General features: G+C 55.6%; 24 protein-coding genes. 12 read left to right on the plus strand and 12 right to left on the minus strand.

What is annotated here, in order from left to right:
- Window positions 1–3: 3 nt before the first annotated feature.
- From osmW to clcB, 3 genes are all read left to right on the plus strand, one after another.
- Window positions 4–651 carry an osmoprotectant ABC transporter permease OsmW gene (gene osmW, locus QLG09_RS19740; RefSeq protein ID WP_063925027.1) on the plus strand — a complete coding sequence of 216 codons (648 nt, stop codon included), beginning with the start codon at window positions 4–6 and terminating at the stop codon, window positions 649–651.
- Window positions 651–1,799, plus strand: a complete 1,149-nt coding sequence (osmV, locus tag QLG09_RS19745; protein WP_014169859.1) for an osmoprotectant ABC transporter ATP-binding protein OsmV — start codon at window positions 651–653, stop codon at window positions 1,797–1,799. Before osmW ends, osmV begins: the two co-directional genes overlap by 1 nt.
- Window positions 1,800–1,967: 168 nt before the next feature.
- Window positions 1,968–3,278, plus strand: coding sequence for a voltage-gated ClC-type chloride channel ClcB (gene clcB / locus QLG09_RS19750; protein ID WP_049022295.1), 1,311 nt, complete (start codon window positions 1,968–1,970; stop codon window positions 3,276–3,278).
- Here the strand turns inward: clcB and bioD are convergent.
- The 3 genes from bioD to QLG09_RS19765 form a co-directional block, all read right to left on the minus strand.
- The gene (bioD, locus tag QLG09_RS19755) at window positions 3,213–3,908 is read right to left on the minus strand and encodes a dethiobiotin synthase (protein ID WP_014169857.1); all 696 of its coding nucleotides are present in this window, start codon (window positions 3,906–3,908) and stop codon (window positions 3,213–3,215) included. The two genes, clcB and bioD, sit on opposite strands and share 66 nt — an antisense overlap.
- Window positions 3,909–4,038: 130 nt before the next feature.
- Window positions 4,039–5,259, minus strand: a complete 1,221-nt coding sequence (gene mlc / locus QLG09_RS19760) for a sugar metabolism global transcriptional regulator Mlc (protein WP_040017347.1) — start codon at window positions 5,257–5,259, stop codon at window positions 4,039–4,041.
- Window positions 5,260–5,353: 94 nt separating this feature from the next.
- Window positions 5,354–6,286 carry a LysR family transcriptional regulator gene (locus QLG09_RS19765; protein ID WP_020884287.1) on the minus strand — a complete coding sequence of 311 codons (933 nt, stop codon included), beginning with the start codon at window positions 6,284–6,286 and terminating at the stop codon, window positions 5,354–5,356.
- A gap of 121 nt (window positions 6,287–6,407) precedes the next feature.
- On the opposite strand from QLG09_RS19765, the gene QLG09_RS19770 reads away from it, so the two are divergent.
- Complete coding sequence (locus tag QLG09_RS19770) at window positions 6,408–7,661, plus strand: MFS transporter (RefSeq protein WP_049022299.1); 1,254 nt, start codon at window positions 6,408–6,410, stop codon at window positions 7,659–7,661.
- Between the two features lies 1 nt (window position 7,662).
- Here the strand turns inward: QLG09_RS19770 and QLG09_RS19775 are convergent, their stop codons facing one another.
- A complete protein-coding gene (locus tag QLG09_RS19775; protein WP_044857725.1) occupies window positions 7,663–8,025 on the minus strand; it encodes a cell envelope integrity protein TolA in 363 nt (120 codons plus the stop codon).
- Window positions 8,026–8,180: 155 nt separating this feature from the next.
- Between QLG09_RS19775 and QLG09_RS19780 the strand changes: the two genes are divergently transcribed.
- The 3 genes from QLG09_RS19780 to QLG09_RS19790 all read left to right on the plus strand — a co-directional run bounded on the left by QLG09_RS19780 (window position 8,181) and on the right by QLG09_RS19790 (window position 11,335).
- A complete protein-coding gene (locus QLG09_RS19780) occupies window positions 8,181–9,668 on the plus strand; it encodes a carboxypeptidase M32 (protein WP_049022305.1) in 1,488 nt (495 codons plus the stop codon).
- A 177-nt stretch (window positions 9,669–9,845) separates the two neighbouring features.
- Entirely contained in the window at window positions 9,846–10,235 is a 390-nt protein-coding gene (gene asr, locus QLG09_RS19785) for an acid resistance repetitive basic protein Asr (RefSeq protein ID WP_032670412.1), read from the plus strand.
- Window positions 10,236–10,513: 278 nt separating this feature from the next.
- Window positions 10,514–11,335, plus strand: a complete 822-nt coding sequence (locus QLG09_RS19790; RefSeq protein ID WP_020884292.1) for a serine protease — start codon at window positions 10,514–10,516, stop codon at window positions 11,333–11,335.
- 1 nt (window position 11,336) lies between these two features.
- Here the strand turns inward: QLG09_RS19790 and QLG09_RS19795 are convergent, their stop codons facing one another.
- The 3 genes from QLG09_RS19795 to mdtJ form a co-directional block, all read right to left on the minus strand.
- Window positions 11,337–13,499 (minus strand): bifunctional diguanylate cyclase/phosphodiesterase, encoded by a 2,163-nt coding sequence (locus tag QLG09_RS19795; protein WP_063435089.1) that lies wholly within the window; start codon window positions 13,497–13,499, stop codon window positions 11,337–11,339.
- Window positions 13,500–13,584: 85 nt separating this feature from the next.
- Window positions 13,585–13,914 carry a multidrug/spermidine efflux SMR transporter subunit MdtI gene (gene mdtI, locus QLG09_RS19800; RefSeq protein WP_014169849.1) on the minus strand — a complete coding sequence of 110 codons (330 nt, stop codon included), beginning with the start codon at window positions 13,912–13,914 and terminating at the stop codon, window positions 13,585–13,587.
- Entirely contained in the window at window positions 13,901–14,263 is a 363-nt protein-coding gene (gene mdtJ, locus QLG09_RS19805; protein WP_025204323.1) for a multidrug/spermidine efflux SMR transporter subunit MdtJ, read from the minus strand. Before mdtJ ends, mdtI begins: the two co-directional genes overlap by 14 nt.
- 421 nt (window positions 14,264–14,684) lie before the next feature.
- Here mdtJ and QLG09_RS19810 point away from each other — a divergent pair, with 421 nt between their 5' ends.
- Entirely contained in the window at window positions 14,685–15,728 is a 1,044-nt protein-coding gene (locus QLG09_RS19810) for an AI-2E family transporter (protein ID WP_282489321.1), read from the plus strand.
- Window positions 15,729–15,824: 96 nt separating this feature from the next.
- On the opposite strand, the gene QLG09_RS19815 is transcribed toward QLG09_RS19810, so the two are convergent.
- Window positions 15,825–16,850 carry an LLM class flavin-dependent oxidoreductase gene (locus tag QLG09_RS19815; protein ID WP_049023846.1) on the minus strand — a complete coding sequence of 342 codons (1,026 nt, stop codon included), beginning with the start codon at window positions 16,848–16,850 and terminating at the stop codon, window positions 15,825–15,827.
- Between the two features lie 178 nt (window positions 16,851–17,028).
- Between QLG09_RS19815 and yajD the strand changes: the two genes are divergently transcribed.
- The gene (gene yajD, locus QLG09_RS19820; protein WP_014169845.1) at window positions 17,029–17,376 is read left to right on the plus strand and encodes an HNH nuclease YajD; all 348 of its coding nucleotides are present in this window, start codon (window positions 17,029–17,031) and stop codon (window positions 17,374–17,376) included.
- A gap of 56 nt (window positions 17,377–17,432) precedes the next feature.
- Window positions 17,433–17,702: a hypothetical protein gene (locus QLG09_RS19825; protein WP_014169844.1), complete on the plus strand. Its 270-nt coding sequence runs from the start codon at window positions 17,433–17,435 to the stop codon at window positions 17,700–17,702.
- A gap of 119 nt (window positions 17,703–17,821) precedes the next feature.
- Here QLG09_RS19825 and QLG09_RS19830 read toward each other — a convergent pair whose 3' ends face one another.
- Window positions 17,822–18,589, minus strand: a complete 768-nt coding sequence (locus tag QLG09_RS19830) for an arylamine N-acetyltransferase (RefSeq protein WP_020884297.1) — start codon at window positions 18,587–18,589, stop codon at window positions 17,822–17,824.
- Between the two features lie 36 nt (window positions 18,590–18,625).
- Between QLG09_RS19830 and QLG09_RS19835 the strand changes: the two genes are divergently transcribed.
- Window positions 18,626–20,134, plus strand: coding sequence for a PLP-dependent aminotransferase family protein (locus tag QLG09_RS19835; protein ID WP_063435088.1), 1,509 nt, complete (start codon window positions 18,626–18,628; stop codon window positions 20,132–20,134).
- 65 nt (window positions 20,135–20,199) lie between these two features.
- Here QLG09_RS19835 and QLG09_RS19840 read toward each other — a convergent pair whose 3' ends face one another.
- On the minus strand, window positions 20,200–21,255 hold the full coding sequence (locus QLG09_RS19840; protein WP_044868126.1) for an SDR family oxidoreductase: 1,056 nt from the start codon (window positions 21,253–21,255) through the stop codon (window positions 20,200–20,202).
- A 97-nt stretch (window positions 21,256–21,352) separates the two neighbouring features.
- On the opposite strand from QLG09_RS19840, the gene QLG09_RS19845 reads away from it, so the two are divergent.
- The gene (locus tag QLG09_RS19845; RefSeq protein ID WP_049022527.1) at window positions 21,353–22,234 is read left to right on the plus strand and encodes a LysR family transcriptional regulator; all 882 of its coding nucleotides are present in this window, start codon (window positions 21,353–21,355) and stop codon (window positions 22,232–22,234) included.
- 7 nt (window positions 22,235–22,241) lie between these two features.
- On the opposite strand, the gene umuC is transcribed toward QLG09_RS19845, so the two are convergent.
- Window positions 22,242–23,504, minus strand: a complete 1,263-nt coding sequence (umuC, locus tag QLG09_RS19850; protein WP_014169839.1) for a translesion error-prone DNA polymerase V subunit UmuC — start codon at window positions 23,502–23,504, stop codon at window positions 22,242–22,244.
- Window positions 23,488–23,922: a translesion error-prone DNA polymerase V autoproteolytic subunit gene (gene umuD / locus QLG09_RS19855; RefSeq protein WP_044866940.1), complete on the minus strand. Its 435-nt coding sequence runs from the start codon at window positions 23,920–23,922 to the stop codon at window positions 23,488–23,490. The genes umuC and umuD overlap by 17 nt, the downstream gene beginning before the upstream one ends.
- Window positions 23,923–23,969 lie beyond the last annotated feature (47 nt).

Consider the following 23,969-nt stretch of genomic DNA (forward strand, 5'->3'; position numbering starts at 1 on the left):
GCTATGGAGACGATTCACTACATTCTGGATAACTGGGACTATCTGTTAACCCTGACGCTGCAACACCTGTGGCTGGTGGCGCTGGCGGTTGGGCTAGCCATACTCATTGGCGTCCCTCTGGGGATTTTGATTGTCCGCCACAAATGGCTGGCGACGCCGGTGCTGGGGATTGCCACCGTCGTGCTGACGATACCGTCCATTGCGCTGTTTGGCCTGATGATCCCGCTCTTTTCGCTGATCGGTCAGGGCATTGGTGCCCTGCCCGCTATCACGGCGGTGTTTCTTTACTCGTTGCTGCCAATTGTGCGTAACACCCATACCGCGCTGGACAGCCTGCCGCCGGGCCTGCGTGAAGCCGGACGCGGTATCGGGATGACCTTCTGGCAGCGTTTGCGCTGGGTTGAAATCCCGATGGCACTGCCGGTGATTTTTGGCGGTATCCGCACCGCCGTCGTGATGAACATCGGCGTGATGGCCATTGCCGCAGTGATTGGCGCTGGCGGCCTTGGCCTGCTGCTGCTTAACGGCATCGGCGGTAGCGATATTCGTATGTTAATTGCGGGTGCGCTGATGATCTGTCTTTTAGCGATTGTGCTCGACTGGCTGCTGCATCGTCTGCAGGTCGTTCTGACTCCAAAGGGGATACGATAATGATAAAACTGGAAAACCTCACCAAACAATTTTCACAGAAACACGGCCAGAGCGTTAAGGCCGTCGACAACGTCAACCTCAACGTGCCTGAAGGGGAAATGTGCGTCCTGCTCGGCCCGTCAGGCTGTGGGAAAACCACCACCCTGAAGATGATTAACCGTCTGATCGCACCAAGCAGCGGCACGATCCTGATTAACGGCGAAGACACCAGCGGGATGGATACCGTGACCCTGCGCCGCAATATTGGCTACGTTATTCAGCAGATTGGTCTGTTCCCGAACATGACCATTGAGGAGAACATCACCGTGGTGCCGCGCATGCTGGGCTGGGATAAAGCCCGGTGTAAAACCCGCGCTGAAGAGCTGATGGATATGGTGGCCATGGACCCGCATAAATTTCTCAACCGCTATCCGCGTGAAATGTCCGGCGGTCAGCAGCAGCGTATCGGCGTGATCCGCGCCCTGGCGGCGGATCCTCCGGTACTGTTGATGGATGAACCGTTCGGTGCGGTGGACCCGATAAACCGCGAGGTGATCCAGAACCAGTTCCTGGAGATGCAGCGCAAACTGAAAAAGACCGTGATGCTGGTCAGCCATGACATCGACGAGGCCCTGAAGCTTGGGGATCGTATCGCCGTCTTCCGCCAGGGGCGTATTGTCCAGTGCGCCAGCCCGGACGAACTGCTGGCAAAACCGGCGAACGAGTTCGTCGGCTCGTTTGTCGGCCAGGACCGTACGCTCAAGCGTCTGCTGCTGGTATCGGCAGGCGATGTCACCGACCAGCAACCGACCCTCACCGTGCGGGGCTCTACCCTGCTTTCTGACGCCTTTGCGATCATGGATGACAACGATATTCGCGCCATTACCGTCGTGGACGATCGGGGTAAACCGCTGGGCTTTGTGAAGCGTCGGGAAGCGCGTAATGCCAGCGGCACCTGTGCCGATATCCTGCATCCGTTCCGTATGACCGGCAAAGCGGAGGATAACCTGCGCGTGGTGCTTTCACGGTTGTATGAGAGCAACACCAGCTGGATGCCGATTGTCGACGAAGAGGGCCGCTATAACGGCGAGATCTCACAGGATTATATTGCCGAGTATCTCAGCTCCGGCCGTACGCGCCGGGCGCTGAATATTCACAGCGAGAGTTAAGCGAAAACACTCCGCCGGGCGGGCCAGACGTATGGCGCTGACCTGCCCGGCGGCACGCTCCCCTACAGCGCATTTGCTCAGGCCGACACGGTTCATCGCACGCATACCTTTTGCTAACCCCGCGATTTCCCCTCACAATATTGTATCTCCCACGTTTAATTGCGGCCCATGCAACGTCTTCACGCTTATCCCGACATCCGCGCGATGTTTCGCAGACTTCTGATTGCCACCCTTATCGGCATACTGGCCGCGCTGGCCGTCGCGGTGTTCCGCCACAGCATGTATCTGCTGGAGTGGCTGTTTCTCAGTAACAACAGCGGCAGTCTGGTGAATGCCGCGGCTGCGTTATCCCCGTGGCGTCGCGCGCTGACGCCCGCGCTGGGAGGGCTGGCGGCGGGGTTACTGTTGTGGGGATGGCAGCGGCTTACGGCGCAACGTCCTCATGCGCCGACAGATTATATGGAAGCACTGGAGACGGGCGACGGCCAGTTTGATTATGGCTCGAGCCTCGTAAAATCCCTTGCGTCACTGCTGGTTGTCTCCAGCGGGAGCGCCATCGGCCGCGAAGGTGCCATGATCCTACTTGCGGCGCTGGCCGCCTCCTTTTTCGCCCAACGCTTTACGCCGAAATCCGAATGGAAATTATGGATTGCCTGCGGAGCCGCGGCCGGGATGGCCAGCGCCTATCACGCGCCCCTGGCCGGTAGCCTGTTTATTGCCGAAATTCTGTTTGGCACGCTGATGCTGGCCTCGCTCGGGCCGGTGGTGATTGCGGCGGCGGTAGCCCTGCTTACCACGCGACTCTTAGCGCCCGGTGCCGGTACGCTCTATGACGTCCATCTGAGTGGCCTACTCAGTGCGGCAGATTATGGCCTGCTTGTCGCGACAGGCCTGCTGGCGGGACTGTGCGGACCGCTGCTGATGTGGCTTATGGCGTTCAGCCATTCGTTATTTCTGCGTCTCAGGCTTTCGCCGCCCTGGCAACTGGCGCTCGGCGGAGCGATCGTCGGGCTGCTGTCGCTCCTGACGCCTGACGTGTGGGGGAATGGCTACAGCGTGGTTCAGGCTTTTCTGCTCGCCCCACCGCTGCTGTCAGTGATAGCAGGTGTATTTATCTGTAAATTGCTGGCGGTACTGGCAAGCAGCGGTTCTGGCGCGCCGGGCGGGGTTTTCACACCGACGTTGTTTGTCGGCATGGCCACAGGAATGCTGTTTGCACAACTCTTCGGGCTGTGGTTTCCGGGGTCTGAAACGGTGATTTTGCTGGGGCTGGCAGGCATGGCGACGTTACTCGCCGCGACGACCCATGCGCCCATTATGTCTGCGTTGATGGTCTGTGAAATGACCGGGCAGTATTTTTTGCTGCCCGGTTTGCTGATTGCCTGCGTGATCGCGTCCGTCTTGTCGCGGACGTTACGCCACGACTCGATCTACGGACAACATGCGACCGAGGGAAGAGAGATCGATGTACTGCGCTAATTCACGCTGTTCGGCACGCGGCAAATAAGGCAGCTCGCCCACCAACGGTCCCGGCAGTTTTTTGCTCAGCACGTCGATGATTTCAGCGTAGTGCGCCAGGCCCGGGTTGATACGGTTTGCGACCCAGCCAATCAACGGCAATCCGTCATTGGCAATCGCCTGCGCCGTCAAAAGCGCATGGTTGATGCACCCTTCCTGAATACCGACCACCATGATCACCGGCAGTTGCTCCTGCACCACCCACTCAGAAAGCGGGCGCAGATCGTTCATCAGGCTGCGCCATCCGCCGGTACCTTCCACCACGACATGGTCGGCCATCTCGCTCAGGTTCGCCAGACCGTCGGACAACAGGGTGTAATTAATCAGACCGCTGTGCGCCACGCTGCTTTCATCTTCGCTTAAGGCAATGGGATTGATCGCGTGATATGGCAGTTCCAGTGACGAGACGCTTTGTAACACCAGGGCGTCTTTATTCCGCAATCCTTCGGGCGTCTCTTTACTGCCTTTTGCGACCGGTTTGTACCCTGCAACGCGTTTACCGCTTGCTGCCAGAGCCTGTAGCAACGCGCGGGATACAACGGTCTTGCCGACAGAGGTATCTGTACCCGTAACAAAGAAACGCTTAAGCATGACTCATTCCACCTCTTGGGTATGCTTCGAAAATATAAACCAGAGAAATAATTCAGTGGGGGAAGTCTACGGGATGCGTGCGCTACCCAGCTTGAGATAGCGCAATTTTTCGTACATCTGCGGAAAAGAGTTAACCCTGTAACAGGCGGATCAGCAGCGAGCCGTTATACATGGCGTCCTTGACCAGGGCTGCACCAGCCATGGTGCCCTGATTGGAAAACTGGGTGCTTTCCACGGCAATATTTTTGCTGTAGGCCGGGAGCGCCTGTTGATGAATACAGGCCGAGATAGCCGGGAAGAGGATTTCCGCCGCCTGACTCAGCGGTGAGCCAATCAGGATTTTTTGCGGATTGAAGAGATTCACCATAATGGCCAGAATGCGGCCAACGTTATTCCCCACTCCGGTAATAATATCCTTTGCCAGCAGATCCCCCTGACGCGCTGCGGCGCAGAGTGAATCGACGGTCAACGGTTGTCCGTGCAGCGAAGAGCTCATGGACTGGCTGAGCCTGACCTGCGCCAGCTCCAGCACGCTTTCCACGCTGGCGATGGTTTCCAGACAGCCATGGTTTCCGCAGTAACAGCGCTTGCCGTAGGGATCGACCTGCGTGTGGCCGATTTCGACCAGGCTACTGCTTCCGGCATGCAGAAGGCGTCCGTCGGTGATGACGCCCGCCCCGACGTTATGGTCAATCACCACCTGAATCACGTCCCTTGCGCCGCGGGATGCGCCAAACAGCGCCTCCGCCATCGTCCAGGCGCTGATGTCATGCTGAATATAGACCGGCACGCCGGTGTGATTTTTCAGCACCTCGCCCAGCGGCATCTCTTTGACATCGTCGTAGAACGGCATGCGGTGCACGATTCCATTTTCGGTATCAATAATACCCGGCATGGTGATCGCAATAGCCGTTAAGCGTTCAAGGCGTTGCTGATGGCGAATAAAGAAGTGATCGATATGGGTGACAATGGCATCGAGGAGCGATTGTTCAGCCTCGAGCGGCAGTTCCAGCCGGTCTTCAACCACCAGCTTGCTGCTTAAATCGCGCAGGGCAAGGAAGATCTCTCCCCGGCTAATGCGCAGTGACAGGTAGTGCCACGCTTCAGTCTCCACCACCAGGCCGACCGCCGGACGACCGCGGCTGCCCGGCTCCTGAATTTCCGTCTCCTGGACCAGGTGGGCTTCCAGCATTTCACGAACAATCTTGGTAATACTGGCAGGTGCCAGTTGTGCCAGGCGCGAAAGATCGATACGCGAAACCGGGCCAAGCTGATCAATCAGGCGATAAACCGCGCCAGCGTTGGTCTGCTTAATCTGATCAATGTGCCCTGGCTGACTATCAGCAACCACCTCGTACTCCCTTATTTTCGAGCATCGAAATAAACTGTGGGCTATGGTGAAGCACTTCAATGGCCGTCGTCAAATATTTACTTAGCCATGTGATTTACTGCACATTTTTACCCACTTTTCCCTCTAAATATTGTCCTGCAGAGGCGCTTAACAGCTGTGCTTTAAACCGCTGCGCTGCATGGCTCTGCTCATGATGTTTCGACCATACCAGCCACATTTCCGAAACAGCATCATCTTCGGCGATAGCAACCCAGCGCATTTCACGCAATTGTACCCGTTTAAACGAGGCCGGAAGAATAGAGACACCCAGCCCCGCCGCGACCAGCCCAATGATGGTCATCGCTTCCCCGACTTCCTGCGTAATGATCGGGGCAAGATCGTAGCGTCGTAACAGGCCCAGAATATCGTCGTACAGACCGGTACCTACCTGCGGGTCGAAAAAAACAAACGGTTCTTTTGCCAGCTCTGCCAGCGTGACCGCCGAACGCGAGGCGAGCGGATGATCGTGCGGGATCATTGCCATCAACGGTTCGCGCAGAATAACCTGCCACGCCAGCGTATCCGGGAGTTGGGTGTTACGCATCAGGCCTAAATCAAGAGAACCTTCATTCAGCGGAGCGATTTGCTCGCGGGTATTAATTTCGCGCGTCTGAATATGCACATCCGGAAAATGCCGGCGAAACGACGACAGGGTCTGCGAAACAGCGCTGATAAACGGTGCAGACGAGGTAAACCCAATCCGCAACTCTCCGGTTTCCCCGAGATAAAGCCGCTCTGCCCGGGCTGCCGCCTCATCCACCATACTGAGAATTTGTCGGCTGTCGGCCAGAAATTGCTTCCCGGCCGCCGTCAGGCTCACGCTGCGGTTGGTCCGTGCCAGAAGGCGCGCCCCGACCTGTTGCTCAAGGATCTGGATCTGCTGGCTTAGCGGGGGTTGTGAGATATTCAGTCTTGCCGCCGCGCGGCCAAAATGAAGCTCTTCAGCGACGGCGACAAAGTAGCGCAGATGACGCAGTTCGATATTCATATTTTTAAAGTATCATTTGAGATTATTAATATATTAGACAGAATATTTACATTTTCCTACTCTGATCGTGTGGTCATACCCGTCACCCGAAACCACGGGGATGTTTAAGCAAGGACATTGTGTGAGTCGTACATCTACCATTGATATCGATCCGGCCAGAGATATTGATGATTTACCCGCAGCATCGCAGCCGGTTCAGTTCATTAAACGTGGTACCCCCCAGTTCATGCGCGTCACGCTGGCGCTTTTCTCAGCGGGTCTGGCAACCTTCGCCCTGCTCTATTGCGTTCAGCCGATCCTGCCCGTTCTTTCCCATGAATTTGGCGTATCGCCTGCCAGCAGCAGTATTTCGCTCTCCATCTCTACCGGCATGCTGGCGATTGGTCTGCTTTTCACCGGGCCACTTTCCGACGCCATTGGCCGTAAACAGGTGATGGTTACCGCCCTGATGCTGGCTTCGATTTGTACGTTACTCTCCACGATGATGACCAGCTGGCACGGTATACTGGTGATGCGCGCGTTAATTGGGTTATCCCTGAGTGGCGTGGCGGCGGTCGGGATGACCTATCTCAGCGAAGAGATCCACCCGAGCTTTGTCGCCTTCTCTATGGGGCTGTACATCAGCGGGAACTCGATTGGCGGAATGAGTGGACGTCTGCTGAGCGGGGTGTTTACGGACTTCTTTAACTGGCGTATTGCGCTGGCGGTGATCGGCTGCTTTGCCCTTGCGTCTGCGCTGATGTTCTGGAGAATCCTTCCGGAATCACGTCATTTTCGTTCTACCTCCCTGCGCCCGAAAACGCTGTTTATCAACTTCCGTCTGCACTGGCGTGACAAAGGGTTGCCGCTGCTGTTCCTGACCGGCTTTCTGCTGATGGGCTCATTCGTTACGTTGTTTAACTATATCGGTTATCGCCTGATGCTCTCCCCGTGGCACCTGAGCCAGGCGGTGGTGGGTCTGCTCTCTGTGGCGTATCTCACCGGCACGTGGAGTTCACCTAAAGCCGGAGCGATGACGGCCCGCTTTGGACGCGGTCCGGTTATGCTGGTCTCTACGGCCGTCATGCTGCTCGGCCTGTTGATGACCCTTTTCGCCTCCCTGTGGCTTATCTTCGCCGGAATGCTGCTTTTCTCTGCCGGTTTCTTCGCCGCTCACTCGGTGGCCAGCAGCTGGATTGGCCCGCGCGCTCGCCGGGCCAAAGGCCAGGCGTCGTCTTTGTATCTGTTCAGCTATTACCTCGGTTCCAGCTTTGCGGGGACGCTGGGTGGGGTGTTCTGGCATAACTATGGCTGGAACGGCGTGGGCAGTTTTATTGCGCTGATGCTCTGCGGGGCGCTGTTGGTAGGGACCCGTTTACACCAGCGGCTGCACTGATTCAGGGTTTGAAATCGAGCGTGTAGTTTTCCCCGATACGCTCATCAGGTACCACTGGGAGCACATGATCGTCACTGGCAGACTGTAAGGCCGCAATGGCGGCCTTACACAGTTCAGGATCGCTGCCTTTTACCACCTGAATGTCGGTCACATAGGTCGCGCCTTTAGGCTGGTGAATCTTTAACGAGCAGAGCTTCCCTTCATACTGCTCTGTGGTTGTCATCCTTTGTTTCACTGTTTCCACATACGCAAACGCCCATGCGTGCGCGGAGTCTTCTTCGGTGTTGAACGGGATCACGTCATGATGATGTGTCTGGCACCCCGTCAGCAACACTGCAATCCCTACACTCACAACCTTGTTCATTTTCCATCCGGCAGTCGTTTTTTTAAGGGTTATAACACAGCGTTACTGAACGAAATAGCACCAAACTCTAAGGGGTAATGGCTTGGATTCAGGCGGGAATTTTGATACTACTCACTCTTCATGCCTGAAACATCGCCTTGCAAAGAGAAAACGAAATGAGCGAAAACAGCCACTACCAACAACTCACCCGCACCTTCCAGCGCCTCTCCCGTTTCTCCCACCTCTCCTCCATCGCCAGCTGGGATATGTTTACCATGATGCCGCCGGGTGGCAGTGCCGCGCGCGGTGAAGCGCTGGCCGAAATGAGCGTTCTGCAACACCAGATCCTGACCGATAAAAAGGTGGGTGAATGGCTCACCGCCGCGGCCGGTGAGGACCTGAATGATATTGAACAAGCCAACCTGCGTGAAATGACGCGTCATTACCAGCAGGCGTCGCTGTTGCCGGAAGCGCTGGTGGAAGCCAAATCGCTGGCAGGCAGCAAATGTGAGCACGCCTGGCGTACCCAGCGCCCGGCCAATGACTGGCAGGGGTTTGCCGCCAACCTGAAAGAGGTCGTCAAACTGAGCCGCGAGGAGGCTCGCCTGCGTGCTGAAGCCAAAGGCTGCAGCCCTTACGACGCGCTGCTGGATATTTTCGAGCCGGACATGACCAGCGCGCGTCTGGACGTACTGTTCGCGGATATGAAATCCTGGCTGCCGGACCTGCTGGCAAACGTTGTGGAAAAACAGGCTCAGCAGTCGTTCGTTCCGCCGCAGGGCCCCTTCCCGACGGCAACACAACGTGAACTTGGGCTTGAAGCCATGAAGATGCTCGGCTTTGATTTTAACGGCGGTCGCCTGGACGTCAGTGCACACCCGTTCTGCGGTGGCGTGCCGGAAGATGTGCGCATCACCACGCGTTATGATGAGGACGAGCTGCTCAGCGCGCTGTTTGGCGTGATCCACGAAACCGGACACGCGCGCTACGAGCAAAACCTGCCGCAAACGTGGGCCGGTCAACCTGTCGCGCTGGCCCGTTCAACGGCGATCCACGAATCCCAGAGCCTGTTCTTTGAGATGCAGCTGGGGCGCAGCGACGCTTTCCTTAAACATCTCCTCCCTGCGGTTCACGCCCGTTTTGGCAGTCAGGCGGCGTTCAGTGAAGAGAACTTTATTGCCTGGAACCAGCGCGTGAAGCCGGGCTATATCCGCGTCGATGCCGACGAAGTCAGCTACCCGGCACATGTGGTGCTGCGCTATGAAATTGAACGTGCGCTGATCAATGGCGATATCGAGGTGGATGACATTCCGGCACTGTGGGATGAGAAAATGCAGGCCTGGCTCGGGTTATCAACCAAAGATAACTACCGCAACGGCTGTATGCAGGACATTCACTGGACCGACGGCGGTTTTGGCTACTTCCCGTCCTACACGCTCGGCGCGATGTACGCCGCGCAATTGTTCCATGCGGCCAAAACGGCGCTGCCTGGTCTGCAGTCCTCCATCGCTGAGGGCGATTTCTCCGCCCTGTTTGACTGGCTGCGTCAGAACATCTGGCAGCACGGTAGCCGCTTCACCACTTCGCAACTGATTACCCAGGCGACGGGTGAAGACCTGAATATCCGTTACTTCCGCGAGCATTTGACGTCCCGTTATCTGTAATCCAGCGGCCGGAGTACGCTCCGGCCGTTTTCCTTTTGCGCACCCTGTACCGCCCTTTGTACATTCCGTTACACGCCGATACCAATCACTCACGGAAACCCCGAATTTACAGGGATATAGTTCTTTCAACGGCCCCGCAGTGGGGTTAAATGAAAAACCAAATTCGAGGGTATGAACATGAAAAAAGTATTAGCTCTGGTTGTTGCCGCTGCTATGGGTCTGTCTTCTGCTGCGTTTGCTGCTGAAACCACTGCTGCACCGGCTGCTGCTGCCCCAGCTGCAACGACGACTGCTGCTCCGGCAAAAACCGTACACCACAAGAAACACCATAAAGCCGCTAAACCTGCTGCAGAGCAAAAAGCCCAGGCTGCTAAAAAACACCACAAAAAAGCCGTTAAACAAGATGCCGCTAAACCGGCTGTAGAGCAGAAAGCGCAGGCCGCTAAAAAGCACCACAAAAAAGCGACCAAACCTGCTGTAGAACAGAAAGCCCAGGCGGCTAAAAAGCATCACAAAAAAGCAGTAAAACACGAAGCTGCTAAACCAGCTGCACAGCCAGCTGCGTAAGAGTACAAGCTTAACCGTGCCTTTCGGGGCACGTTGGTAAACCGGCGCTGAACCGGAAAGGTCCAGCGCCGTTTTTTTTATCCGGAGGGCGTATGCTGCGGCGCTATCGGTTTGAGCTGATTCTTATCCTGCTTATTTTATGCGCGCTCATCGCAAGCCATTTTTATCTTTCCTGATCGTAGCACGCTGATTTTACTCCCACTTTAGCGCTGTCCCGTCTATAGTATTTTCATAGGGTTCACTTTTAATAATCATAATTGCCCCCACCAGAGTGTGATATGCGTAAATCTGTTGTGTTGTTACTGGGAACGTTTGGTCTTTTTTCTGGATTCTCACATGCGGATGATGGCGGTGATGAAACCATTAGCGCGAAAGAGCTTAAAACGCTGTTTTTCGGTCATGACGATCGTACGCGCGTCGCCGATCCTACCCAGGCACCCTGGGACGCTATCGGGCAACTGGAAACCGCCAGCGGTAATTTATGTACCGCTACGCTGATTACCCCGCAACTTGCCCTGACGGCAGGCCACTGCCTGCTGACACCGCCAGACGGCAAGCCAGACAAAGCCGTTGCCCTGCGATTTGTGTCGCAAAAAGGGATGTGGCGTTATGAAATTCACGGTATTGAGGGACGGGTTGATGCTTCTCTCGGCAAACGTCTGAAGCCTGACGGTGACGGCTGGATAGTGCCTCCGTCAGCGGCATCCTGGGATTTTGGCCTGATCATTTTGCGCTACCCGCCCTCTGGCATTACCCCGCTTCCGTTATTTGACGGAGACAAAGCCGCGCTCACTGCCGCACTGAAAGCCGCCGACCGTAAGGTGACGCAATCAGGCTATCCCGTCGATCATCTGGACGCGCTTTACACCCACACGGACTGTATTGTCACAGGATGGGCGCAAAACAGCGTGCTCTCACATCAGTGCGATACGTTACCCGGTGACAGCGGCTCGCCGCTGATGTTAAAAACGGATAACGGCTGGCAGCTGATTGGTGTTCAAAGCTCTGCGCCAGCGGCAAAAGACAGATGGCGTGCAGATAACCGGGCCTTAGCCGTGACCGGTTTTCGTGACAAGCTGGAAGCACTGGCGCAGCAGTAGCTCAGCACTGTCTGACCTGACGTAACGCCCTGATTGATTCAATCGGCATCGGCTGGCTGAACCAGAACCCCTGCAGCTGATCGCAGCCAGCCAGTCGTAACAATTTCATCTGCTTTTCGTTTTCCACCCCTTCAGCGACCACCGCCATGCCCAGGGCATTGGCGATCCTCACCGTGCCGCTCACCAGCGCCGCCGCCTGCTCATCGTTGTCCACCAGCCCGGCCAGTGATTTATCGATCTTAATGGTGTCGAAATTAAAACGCCGCAAATAGCCAATACTCGAATAGCCCGTGCCAAAATCATCCAGCGCCACCGCGGTGCCCAGTGCTTTAAGGTTGGCAATCGCCGTGCGGGCACGCTCGGGGTTTTCCAGCACATAGGTCTCCGTGACTTCGAGCTGGAGTCGCCTGGCCGGGAAACGGGTGCTTTCCAGAACCCAGGCCACTTTTTCTTCGAATTCAGGGTCGCGAAACTGCGCCGGGGAGATATTAACGGAGAGCTTTAATTCGCTGTACGGCTCCAGATCCTGGCAGGCACGCTGCAAAACAAACTGGCCCAGTTTGTAAATCAGCCCGCTCGTTTCCGCAATGGAAATGAAGGTATCCGGACCGAGTTCACCTTCCGGACGACGCGGCCAGCGAACCAGCGCTTCCACACTGCTCATTTTCTGACTGCGGGCATCAATAATCGGCTGGTACCAGACCTCAAACTCGTCTCGCTCCAGTCCGTTACGGATCTGGTTTTCAATCGCAAGCTTGCGTTCCCGGGCGTTATTCAGCGCCGCGTCATAGTGGGTGACACGCCCTTTCCCGCTAATTTTGGAATGGTACATGGCGATATCGGCGCGGCGAAACAGCTCGGAACTGGTGCATTCAATCAGGGTTCCGCTGGCAATCCCGATGCTGGCACCGATATGAATGGTGCGCTCCCCCAGACGAATAGGGGTATTGAGAAAATCCAGTACGGATTCAGCAAAGGTGGTCGCCAGCGCTTCTGCCCCTTCACCGCCGATGGTCATGGCAAACTCATCGCCTCCCATGCGCGCCAGCATCCCGCCCGGTGGAACGCATTCATTCAGCGTTTTGGCGATGGTCACAATGAGATCGTCACCGACGCTGTGGCCGTAGATATCGTTGACGTCCTTGAAGCCATCCAGATCGATAAACACCACGCTTTTGACGTCAATATCGCCACGCAAACTCACGCGGTCCAGCGCTTCAATGAGTGCGCGGCGGTTCGGCAGATGGCTTAGCCAGTCCGTTCTGGCGACCAGACGCGCCTGGCTTTCTCCGCGGGCCAGTTTGTACAGGCCCACGCAGCTCACCATAATGAACAGCAGGATCAGCACCGATGCCAGCACCACTATCTGCGTGATATCAGATGATGCGGCCCGGGCCGCCTGCGCGCCAGGAAGGCGAGCCTGCCAGTTAAGGTATCCCAGTAACTCCCCTGCAGAACTGCGCAGCGGCATACTCAGACTGTTGATTTTATCCGGGGTAAAGTTGAGGTTATCAATCTGAAAGGTCTGCCCCAGATCGGATAATATGCCGCCATTCAAATGGCGGGTAATCACCAGATAGCGGCGTGTACCGTCGTTAACCTGCAATCGCCCGATCATCGGTCGGATCAGCCCTATTCCGACAAACGCGACGCCGTGACGCGTTCGGGTGATCCCGGCATAAATATTCTTCTGGCTGGGTAATTCATGTCCGTGCTGCTGAATAAGCGCTTGCAGGCCTTTGCCAAAAAAGTCGAGATTCGTCTCCGCAAAAGGCTGGCTTTGAAACGATCCCCAGATAACGTTGAAATGCTCATCCAGCACGAAAGTGCCGTCATAGAGGTTATTGACTTTAAAGCCCGCTCCCCAGGTGTTGTATAACCATTCGGTATCGAGCTTTGGGCGGTAGACCTCGCGTACCGCATCGTCCCAGACGGCATTATCAATCACCAGGGTCGAGACACGGTTAACCGACGTTTGTATCGCACCCTGCACGGAAAGCGTGGTGCGGTGCTCGTCAATTTCATTGGTTTTGGTGCTGATCAGGTGCAGAGATAAATAGAGCAGCGCGACAATGGAGATGATTAAGCCGATCCCCGCCATGAAGATCATGGCGAACAATGTTCTCGCGGTGGGAATATTGCGCCAGCTTAATGTGCGATACATCAGCCATCCTCTTCAATGTTTTGCTTTTTTTAAGAGTAATACAGGCAGCGAATTTCGCTGCCTGTAAATAATGGCTTAACGTGTATCAGGCGAGTTTTATCATGATCATGCCGGCAAGCAGCAATATCAGTCCAATCCAACCTTTGTTATTTAAACGCTGACCGAACAGCACCCAGCCGGCTGCCAGGGTGGCGGCAATACCAAACCCGCCCCACAGCGCATAGGCCACGGACAGATCGATACCCTTCACCGCCTGTGACAGGGCGCTGAACGCCCCCAGTACGGCGGCAATCGACAACAGTCCGTAAATTTTACGACGAAAACCGTCAGAGAATTTTAGCAGGACGTTCGCTAAAATCTCCAACACGATGGCAAACCCCAACCAGGCCGCGTGGATCCATTCAAACTGCTGCATGGGTCTGCTCCTTCGGCTGCTTAGTCGGTTTGCGTGTACCCGATTTAATCAGCACGATACCTGCTACCAGCGTCGTTAACCCGGCAATCTTCATTGTTGATAATGTTTCGTCAAATAATAAGACGCTGAACAGGGTGATCAACAAAATACCGATCCCTTCCCACAGCGCATAGGCCACACCCAGCGCAATTTTCTTCACTGCAAACGACAGGAAAATATAGGAAAGTGAAATCATCACCAGCATTAAAATAAAGCCGGTATTGCCATCGCTGACGCTTGCCCATTTCATCGACAGCGTGCCGGTAATTTCAGCGATAATAGCAAGGGCTAATAAAATCCAGTAAAACATGTTTTTCTCCTGCTTGAGAATATAATCCATCGTGGCCTGCTGCGTGCAGCAAACCCAAAAATATGAAATTAAATCAGACAGCTAAGCGCGTAGCGCCAGCTCAGGCAGAAGATGTGACTATAGCGCGTTGCGCCAGTGTTGCTCACCAGAAAGAAGGCAGAAGGAAGTGAAAAATACAGCGGTGTTGTTTGAAGAATACGTCCTGAACAAATTGTCCATAAAATTACAATTATCCGCGTTGTTGCTTCTCGTCTTTGCGGATGAAAATTGTCCTCGGTAGTTGAACACGCCAAATTTGTACCATAAGTAAGGCTTTTACTCAAAGTCTTTTCAATTCTTTACCCATCCCGTTTGATTTTGGTTAGTTTATTGAAACGGCTTTCGCCTTTATTATAAATAAAAATATTATTCAGGAACCCCCATGGCTAAACCCATCATTACCCTGAACGGGCTAAAAATTGTCATCATGCTGGGCATGCTGATGATCATATTGACGGGCGTCCGTTTTGCCGCCGACATCATCGTGCCGTTTATTCTGGCCCTGTTTATTGCGGTGATCCTTAACCCGCTCATACAGCGCATGACGCGGTTCCGCATCCCGCGCGTGCTGGCAATCACGATGCTTATCAGCATCATTATTATTGCCATGGTGCTGCTGGTCGCTTATCTCGGCACCTCCCTCAATGAACTGACGCGAACGTTACCGAAATACCGCTCGTCGCTGGCGATACCGCTGTTGCAGCTTGAACCCTGGCTGCAGCGTGCGGGAATCGAAGTGTCCGTTGAGGAGTTGCTGAAGTACATTGATCCGAATGCCGCCATGACCCTCGTCACCGGCCTGCTGGCGCAGCTCTCTAACGCCATGACCTCGATTTTCCTGCTGTTTTTAACGGTGGTGTTCATGCTGCTGGAAGTGCCGCAACTGCCCGCAAAACTGCAGCAAATAATGGTCCGTCCGGTTGAAGGCATGGGGGCGATTCAACGCGCGCTGGATAGCGTCTCCCGCTATCTGGTCCTGAAAACCGCCATTAGCCTGGTCACCGGGGCCGTGGTCTGGGGAATGCTGATGGCGCTGGATGTCCGGTTTGCGTTCGTCTGGGGATTACTGGCCTTTGCGCTCAACTATATCCCCAACATCGGTTCGGTACTGGCCGCTATTCCCCCTATTCTGCAGGTGCTGGTGTTCAGTGGGTTCTATGATGCGCTGATTCTGCTGGCCGGGTATCTGGTGATTAACCTGGTGTTCGGGAATATTCTTGAGCCACGCATGATGGGGCGTGGTCTGGGATTGTCCACGCTGGTGGTATTTCTGTCCCTTATATTTTGGGGATGGCTGCTCGGCCCGGTCGGCATGTTGCTCTCCGTTCCGCTGACCATCATTGTGAAGATTGGCCTCGAACAGACGGCGGGCGGGCAAAGTATCGCCGTGCTGCTGAGCGATATGAGCCATAAGCCAGTGGAATAACCTCCGCAGATGCCTGTCTCGTCTCCCTTACCGGGGGTGACGAGACAGGCAGGCGTTACGGCCTTCGCGCGCGGCGCCCGGCGCACAACAAAATGGCTACTCGCGCCATCCCATTGCCGGTGCAACATGCTTCAGAATGGACTCGATAACATGCGCGTTGTAATCCACCCCGAGCTGGTTCGGCACGGTGAGCAATAAGGTGTCCGCTTCGGCAATCGCTTCGTCCTGTTTCAACTGCTCAATCAGCTTTTCAGGCTCAGCGGCATAGCTGCGTCCGAAAATTGCGCGCGTTTTCTCATCAAGGTAACCCACACTATCGCTGTCGTTCCGGCTTGCGCCGAAGTACATGCGGTCACGATCGTCCATCAGCGCAAAAATACTGCGGCTGACCGAGACGCGCGGCTGACGAGTATGCCCTGCTTCCGCCCAGGCCTGTCGGTAGGCGCGGATCTGTTTTGCCTGCTGAATATGGAATGGCTCACCGGTTTCATCATCTTTCAGGGTTGAGCTTTGCAGGTTCATCCCCAGTTTTGCAGCCCATACCGCTGTCGCGTTCGACCCTGCGCCCCACCAGATGCGCTCACGTAAACCTTCGGAATGTGGCTCCAGGCGCAGCAGTCCCGGTGGATTTGGGAACATGGGTTGTGGGTTCGGTTTTGCAAACCCTTCTCCGCGCAGCACCTCAAGCAGTACCTCGGTGTGTCGGCGTGCCATATCTGATTCATTTTCCCCTTCCTGCGGGACATAACCAAAATGACGCCAGCCATCAATGACCTGCTCCGGAGAGCCCCGGCTGATCCCCAGCTGCAAACGTCCGCCGGAGATTAAATCCGCCGCGCCCGCATCTTCCGCCATGTACATCGGATTTTCATAGCGCATATCGATCACGCCAGTACCGATTTCGATGCTTTTCGTTTTGGCACCGATCGCCGCCAGTAAGGGGAACGGAGAGCTGAGTTGACGGGCAAAATGATGCACACGGAAATAGGCACCGTCTGCGCCCAGCTCTTCAGCGGCGACGGCCAGGTCGATGGATTGCAACAGGGTGTCCGTCGCGGAACGCGTGCCGGACTGGGGTGACGGTGTCCAGTGACCAAATGACAAAAAGCCGATCTTTTTCATAACGAGATATCCTGATGATGCTTTGCGTTATCTCTACTTTACGCATTACCCGGGGAGAATAAATGCCCTTTATTTAACGGAATAATTCAAATAAATTGACAGAATTGAGCGGATCGCAATGACGCCCCATAATGAGATATAGTGCGTCTTTCTTTTTCCCTGGCAGGTAAAACCGGCAATGGCTCTGATCCCTAAAAACTACGCGCGACTGGAAAGTGGCTACCGTGAAAAGGCATTAAAAATCTATCCCTGGGTCTGTGGACGCTGCTCACGCGAGTTCGTCTATTCAAACCTGCGCGAGCTCACGGTTCACCATATCGATCACGATCATACTAATAACCCGGAAGATGGCAGCAACTGGGAGCTGTTGTGCCTGTTTTGCCACGACCATGAACACTCGAAATACACCGAAGCAGATCAGTACGGTACTACCGTTGTGGCGGGTGAAGACGCGCAAAAAGACATGGGCGTGGCCACTTTCAACCCGTTTGCCGATCTAAAAGCGATGATGAATAAGAAAAAATAATTCCCTAATATTGCCCCTCTTCGTCATATGGGCCGCACAGTTACAGGTAAAAGGATATGGATACACTCCGTTGCTACTGGGACGTTTTTTTCAATGCTTATGGCTCACTGCTCACGAAAACCGTGCTGGTATTACTGCTGGTGTGGTGGTGTCATCAAACCCTGCAGCGCTTCAGAAAAGAAGCCCCTGACGCTACCGGCCCCATTGCCGAGGCCAATGCCAGAGAACGCTACCAGTGGCGCTACTTGCGGTGGGCTTTAAGTAGCATCCAGGGCATCCTTTCCCTGTATATTATAGGGTTGATTATTACGACGCTTTTTACGTAGCGGATACGGTTTCTGCCCTGAAGACGTCTCAGGTAGCCTCTGTATTTAACAGTCCGCATTGTCGATGATAAGCCGGGGACGCATGCGCAGACTCGATACAGTCCAGCGCCCCCTGCGGATCACTCAACCGTCAGCGCGAAACAATTTTTCAGTACAGAGGCAATGTCATCTTCTGCCAGCTGCTGCGTTTCCACGCCCTGCGCGGTGATCGTTTTCAGCACGTTACCCAGCAAAATCTGGCGTCCTTCAGGGCGATGCTGTACGACGAGCAGCTTCTGCACAAAAATGGCGTCCGGGTGCGTGGAGTTAAGGTAGTTGGCAGGCACGAAATCAATCCACTCCTGAGGAGAGAGGTCAAAGCCGTACTGACTGGCCCATTTGCCCTCCACCCATGCCTGAAGCAGATACTCACCCTCAGCGTTACGGGTCAGCCGGAACGTGTCGAAATCCTGCCGGATATCCGTATCAAGCATGTCTAACGCCATCGGCGCACGGATACCGTAGCTACCGAACCCGAGGTCACAAAGCCACTGACGACCGTCAATCTCAGCAATGAGTGCCATATGGGTTTTAGGCCGACGCACCGGGTAGAACATCGGGCGCGCCGCGACAAAACGCCAGCGAATGCCCAATGCCTCCAGCGCCATCGCAAATAGCCCATTCACCTCATAGCAATAGCCGCCGCGCTTCTGCCTCAACAGCTTATCGGCAATGTCTTCGGGTACCAGCGAGACAACTTTACCCGCCTGTACATCCCCATTTTCAAAGGGTATCGAAAAGAGCTGATGGCGCATAAGCGCATGCAGGGTTGCAGTATCGGCAGCCGCAGGGCCGGTATAGTTTATGCGCCTGAAATAGGCAGAAATATCGAAATTGTCGCTGTGCATAGTGCCTCCTTGTCTGGAACATGCCGGACACTATAGATGGGGCACTTCATTGGCTGTATAGTCAGTTTTATCGAAAATTTGACTGCACAGATCCCCATGGCCGCCCCGTCCCCCCATTACCGTCGGATTGCTGAGATGCTGCGTCTTACGCTGGCTTCAGGCGCGTTGCAAATCGGCGACCGGATGATCTCTGCACGTAAACTGGCCGAGCGCGAACAGGTCAGTCTCCCGACGGCACTGGAAGCACTCCGCTGCCTTGAGGCCGAAGGCCTGATCGTTGCGCGTCCGCGTTCGGGCTACTACGTCCGTCAGACCCGCCTGTCCCGATGCGTGCAGCCCACCCGTTCCCTGCCCGGCCCCGTGCCTGTGACAATGTCAGCCGTCGCGCGATCGTTATTCAGTAGTGCAGAAGCCCGGCTGATACCGCTGGGGGCTGCCTTGCCCGACCCCGCGTGGCTGCCAGGCGATACCCTGCAACGTGCGCTGCAGTCTGCAGGTCGACGTCTGGAAGCGCGTGGGCAAAGCTATAGCCTTCCTCCGGGACGGGTTGATTTGCGCAGTAAGATTGCCGCCCGGGCAGCGCAGTGGGGCGGCCGTTTTGGTGCAGAGGATCTCATCATTACCGCTGGCGCGACACAGGCGCTGCGTCTGGCGTTGCGGGCTGTGTGCCAGCCTGGCGACGTGGTAGCGATAGAACAACCCGCCTATTTCGGTACGCTGTTGTTGCTGGAAGATTTGGGCCTGAAGGCGCTGGAGATCCCAACCGATCCTGAGGAAGGGTTGTTGCTGGCGCCGCTCGCCGATGCTATTCGGTGCCATCATCCAGCGGCCGTTCTGGCCTCGCCCACCGTGCAAAATCCGCTGGGCGCCAGTATGTCCGTCACCCGCAAGCAGGAACTTGTTGCCCTGCTGGAAGATGCAGGCATCCCGTTAATTGAGGACGATGTTTATGGCGATCTGGTCGGCGAAGGGCAACGTCCTCCGGCCTGTAAAGCGTTCGACCAGAGCGGGAATGTCATTTACTGCAGTTCATTGTCTAAAACGCTTGCGCCCGGATGGCGCATCGGCTGGATTGCGGCCGGACGTTACCACGCCCAGGTCCTGCAGGCGCGTATGGCCGGAGACTGGGCAGGCGCGCCGCTGTTTGAGGCCGCAACGAGCGAAATCCTGGCCAGTGGCGACTACGATCGTCATCTGCGGCGGCTAAAGCGGCGCATCGCAGAAGGGATTGGTGCCGTCATTGCGCGCGTCAAGGCAAGCTTCCCTCCCGGCACGCGCGTTAACGTGCCGGCTGCCGGTTTCCTGTTGTGGGTTGAACTTCCACACCAGGTGAATGCACTGGAGGTGCACCGCCGCGCGCTGGCACTGAACATCGGCGTTAGCCCCGGGCCGCTGTTCTCCCCCCGCGCACACTTAACGAATTTCCTGCGATTAAATTGTGCCAACGAGCCTACGCCCCTCCTGCTGAATGCGGTGGATCGGATTGGCGCGCTTTGTCATGAACTGGCCAGCTCCTCTGGCCTTATTCCAGAAAGTGAACATTGAGCGTTCTTTACTCCCTGCATCCGGGTTCGCGTTTTTTACTGCCGTCAGAAACGCACTCCTTTTTTTCACGGAATAATACGTGCCGCTCTTAGCTGCGAGAACAGGCTGAAAAACATCTCATCGGTTGCCTGCATTCGCGTGAACCCTGACCGGCGGAGCTTACTGCCGTCGCCAAACATGTCGTAATTCCAGCTAAAGACAAAATCGGCAAAATGCCCGTCGTTCAGCTGCAAAATATCCGCCTCCACCAACCGATCCCCGGCAATGTCGCGCCATAACGCACGATAGTCCTTAAACAGCTGATGGAATGACAATCTGACCGGCGGCGCAGAGTCCAGTTCAAACCAGCGTGCGATGCGCGGCCACAGCTCGCTCCAGCGCCAGATGTCCCCATTATTCACGTTGAAAGCCTGGTTGTTAGCCCTACGTGATGTGGCTGCCCACAGCGTTGCCTCCGCCAGCAATCCGGCGTCAGTATGATCAACAATGCTGTGCCAGGTCTGTTCCGAACCGGGAAAACGCAGAGGTAAACCCAGAGCCTTACACAGGGACGCATACAGTGCGATGCTCAGCGCAAGGTTCATGGTATTGCCTGGCACCGAACTGCCCACCACGCCTGGCCTGATGGCATTCCAGTGCCAGCGTTTTCCCCGCTGAAAATCACGGAGCCACGCGAGCTGAGCGGCGTTAAATTCTGCTCCGGGTACGCCCGGATCGCTTTCGCGTGCCGGGGTTTTGAACGGTCCCAGGTGCGCGCCATACACTTTGTATCCCTGCATCAGGCTTACCGTCTGCAAAGGCGCCGTTTTTTCAATATTGCTGACCAGGTTGCGCAACATCGTGACGTTCGGTTCAACCATTTCCGTCCAGCTCCCGGCATTCATCCAGGCACTGTAAAAAATATGGGTGATCTCGCCAGCGGCTTGCAAAGCCCTGGCGCTATCCTCCGCATCCAGTAAATCCACGTTGATCAGCGAAATAGCATCAGGATGGGATAAGGCATGGCGGCTCAGGCCAATCACCTGCCATTTGTTGTCCAGGAGTGTTTTGACGAGCTGTCTGCCTACGATCCCGCTGGCGCCAGCGACCAGCGCGACGTTTTGTGGCTGCATCTTATTCACGGTGTTTCTCCAGTTAGGGTGACAGACACAGTGTGATATATTATTTTTTCCCTACATATCCCCTGAATTCGATGGCACTTATAAGAAAAAACATTAAATGAACAATAAGCTCAACGCCATTTCCACCTTTCTGCGCGTCGCAGAAGCGGGTTCCTTTTCGGCAGCCGCTCGTCAGAGCGGAATGAAGCAGTCTGCCGTCAGCCAGCAGATTGTCGCCCTGGAACAGGAGCTCGGGGTGGTATTACTGCATCGGACAACGCGAATGATGAAGCTCACCGAGCAGGGTGAACGTTATCGCCGTGATATGCAGCTTTTGCTGGATGCCATGCAGGAAGCGGAGAGACGGTTGAATCCTGCCGATCATCAGTTTCAGGGCAGCGTCCATGTTCAGTTGCCAAGCGGTCTGGGGCAGATCGTTTTGCCCCCTCTGCTGGCGCTTCAGCGCCTGCATCCGGCATTGCACCTGACGTTGTCCCTGGATGACCGCATCGCCGACCTGGTGAGCGAAGGGGTGGATGTCGCGCTACGCCTTAGCGCTGAACCTCCACAATCGCATGCGGCACGTCTTCTGATGCGGATTGAAACCGCGCTGTTCGCTGCTCCCGGCTTTCAGGCGGTACACTCCGTCAGCGAACTGGCGGCACATCCCCATGTGCGATTTAGCGGCATCCCGCGGGATGCGCCTCTACGGTTGATCGCCGGTGAGGAAACAATTGACGTGAAAGTGCATACCGTTTTTCGTGCCAACACCAGTGATGCCCTGTTACAGGCGCTGGAGTCAGGCATCGGGATTGGCGGCATGCAGCTGCCGCTTGCGGCAAAGGCGTTGCAAGCCGGCACGCTGGTGCCGGTATTACCGGCCTGGCGGTTACCTGACCGGTATCTCTATGCCGTCTACCCCGACGCCCGCTTTATCCCACAACGCGTCAGAAGCGTGATACAGGTGATCGAACAAATCCTGCCGTCGCTTGCCAAATAACCGGCGTCTACTTCGCTACCGGCAAATCCGCGTACCGCGTCGTATAAGCCGGTGACAACATCTCGCGCTTCATCGCCCAGGATTTCTCAATCCCCTGCCCGGCAAACCATATCTTCCCTTTCCCGGAATGATTCACGCTGTCGATCAGCGCCATCAGCGCCGCGCTGTTGGCGCGCAAACGGTTATCGTCAAATAAATTCAGCTGGGCGACGCCGCTACTGAAAAAGTCCGCCAGCATCACCCCCGCTTTCATGTAGCGATAGCCGTCAAGCCATATGCGCCCCAGCGCATCGGTGGCGGCACGGATGATATCGCGCGAGTCATTGGTGGGCGTCATCAGGGTGACAGACGCCTGATTGCCGTAATAAACCTCGTTGTCCGCATGCGGGCTGGTACGCAAAAACACGCTGATAAAGCGACAATATTGATGCTCGCTGCGCAGCTTTTCCGCAGCCCGTTCAGCGTAGGCGCAAATGGCCTGGTGCATCTCCTCATATTGCGTAATACGGTGTCCAAACGAGCGGCTACAGATAATCTGCTGCTTCGTGGGCGTGAACTCTTCCAGATCAAGACAGGGCTCGCCGCGCAACTCGCGCGCCGTGCGCTCCAGGACAACGTTAAAATGTTTGCGGATGACCCACGAGGAAGCTTGTGCCAGATCCAGCGCCGTGGTGACGCCCATCGCATTAAGTTTTTTGGTAATGCGCCGCCCGACGCCCCACACCTCCTCTACCGGTACGCGCGCCAGCAGTTTACGCTGCCGCTCGCGATCCGATAAATCCACTACGCCTCCCGTGCTGCTCCACCGCTTTGCCGCATAGTTGGCCAGCTTCGCCAGCGTTTTCGTGGGGGCAATGCCTACGCCAACGGTTAATCCCGTATTTTTAAACACCTGCGTGCGCATATGATGACCAAACGCCTCCAGCGCCATGCAGTTGCTGACGCCAGCAACGTTCACAAACGCCTCATCAATGGAGTAAATCTCTATGGCCGGGGCGAAGTCGGTCAGCGTCTGCATCACCCGGCTGCTGAGATCGGCGTAAAGCGCATAGTTCGAGCTAAAGACGTAAACCCGCGCGGGAAAGCGCTTCTCTTTGAATTTGAAATACGGCTCGCCCATTTTTATATCGAACTGCTTTGCCTCCCGCGACAGCGAAATAATGCAGCCGTCGTTATTGGAGACCACCACCACGGGTTTGCCCCGCAGATCGGGCCGAAACACCGTCTCGCAGGAGGCATAAAAGCTGTTCACATCAACCAGTGCGAACATGTTTATGCGTTTTGAGTGTGTGGGTGACAACACCGAAGATCTGCAGTTCCTCTTCGGACTGAAACGTGATCGGCTGATAGCGAACGTTATGCGGCACTAACCTCAGGATCGGGCGGGTCTGCAGCTCTTTGACCGTAAACTCACCCGCGACGGATGCCACCACAATATCCCCGTGCACGGCGTTTAACGAACGATCGACGACCAGCAGATCGCCATCGCCGATCCCAACGCCGATCATCGAGTCTCCGCTCACCTTCACAAAGTAGGTCGCGCTGGGATGCCTGACGGCCAGGCGGTTAAGATCGAGACGATCTTCCACATAATCCTGTGCCGGGCTTGGAAAACCACACGCTACGCGTTCTACAAATAACGGTAATTCAAGGGGTTGCTTTGGATAATAAGAAAAGAGAGTGTCCATAAATGCCTTTCTCGCCAAATACTGTATATAAATACAGTATTACGGAT

The organism is Enterobacter sp. V89_11, assembly GCF_029967775.1.
Lineage (GTDB): Bacteria > Pseudomonadota > Gammaproteobacteria > Enterobacterales > Enterobacteriaceae > Enterobacter > Enterobacter ludwigii.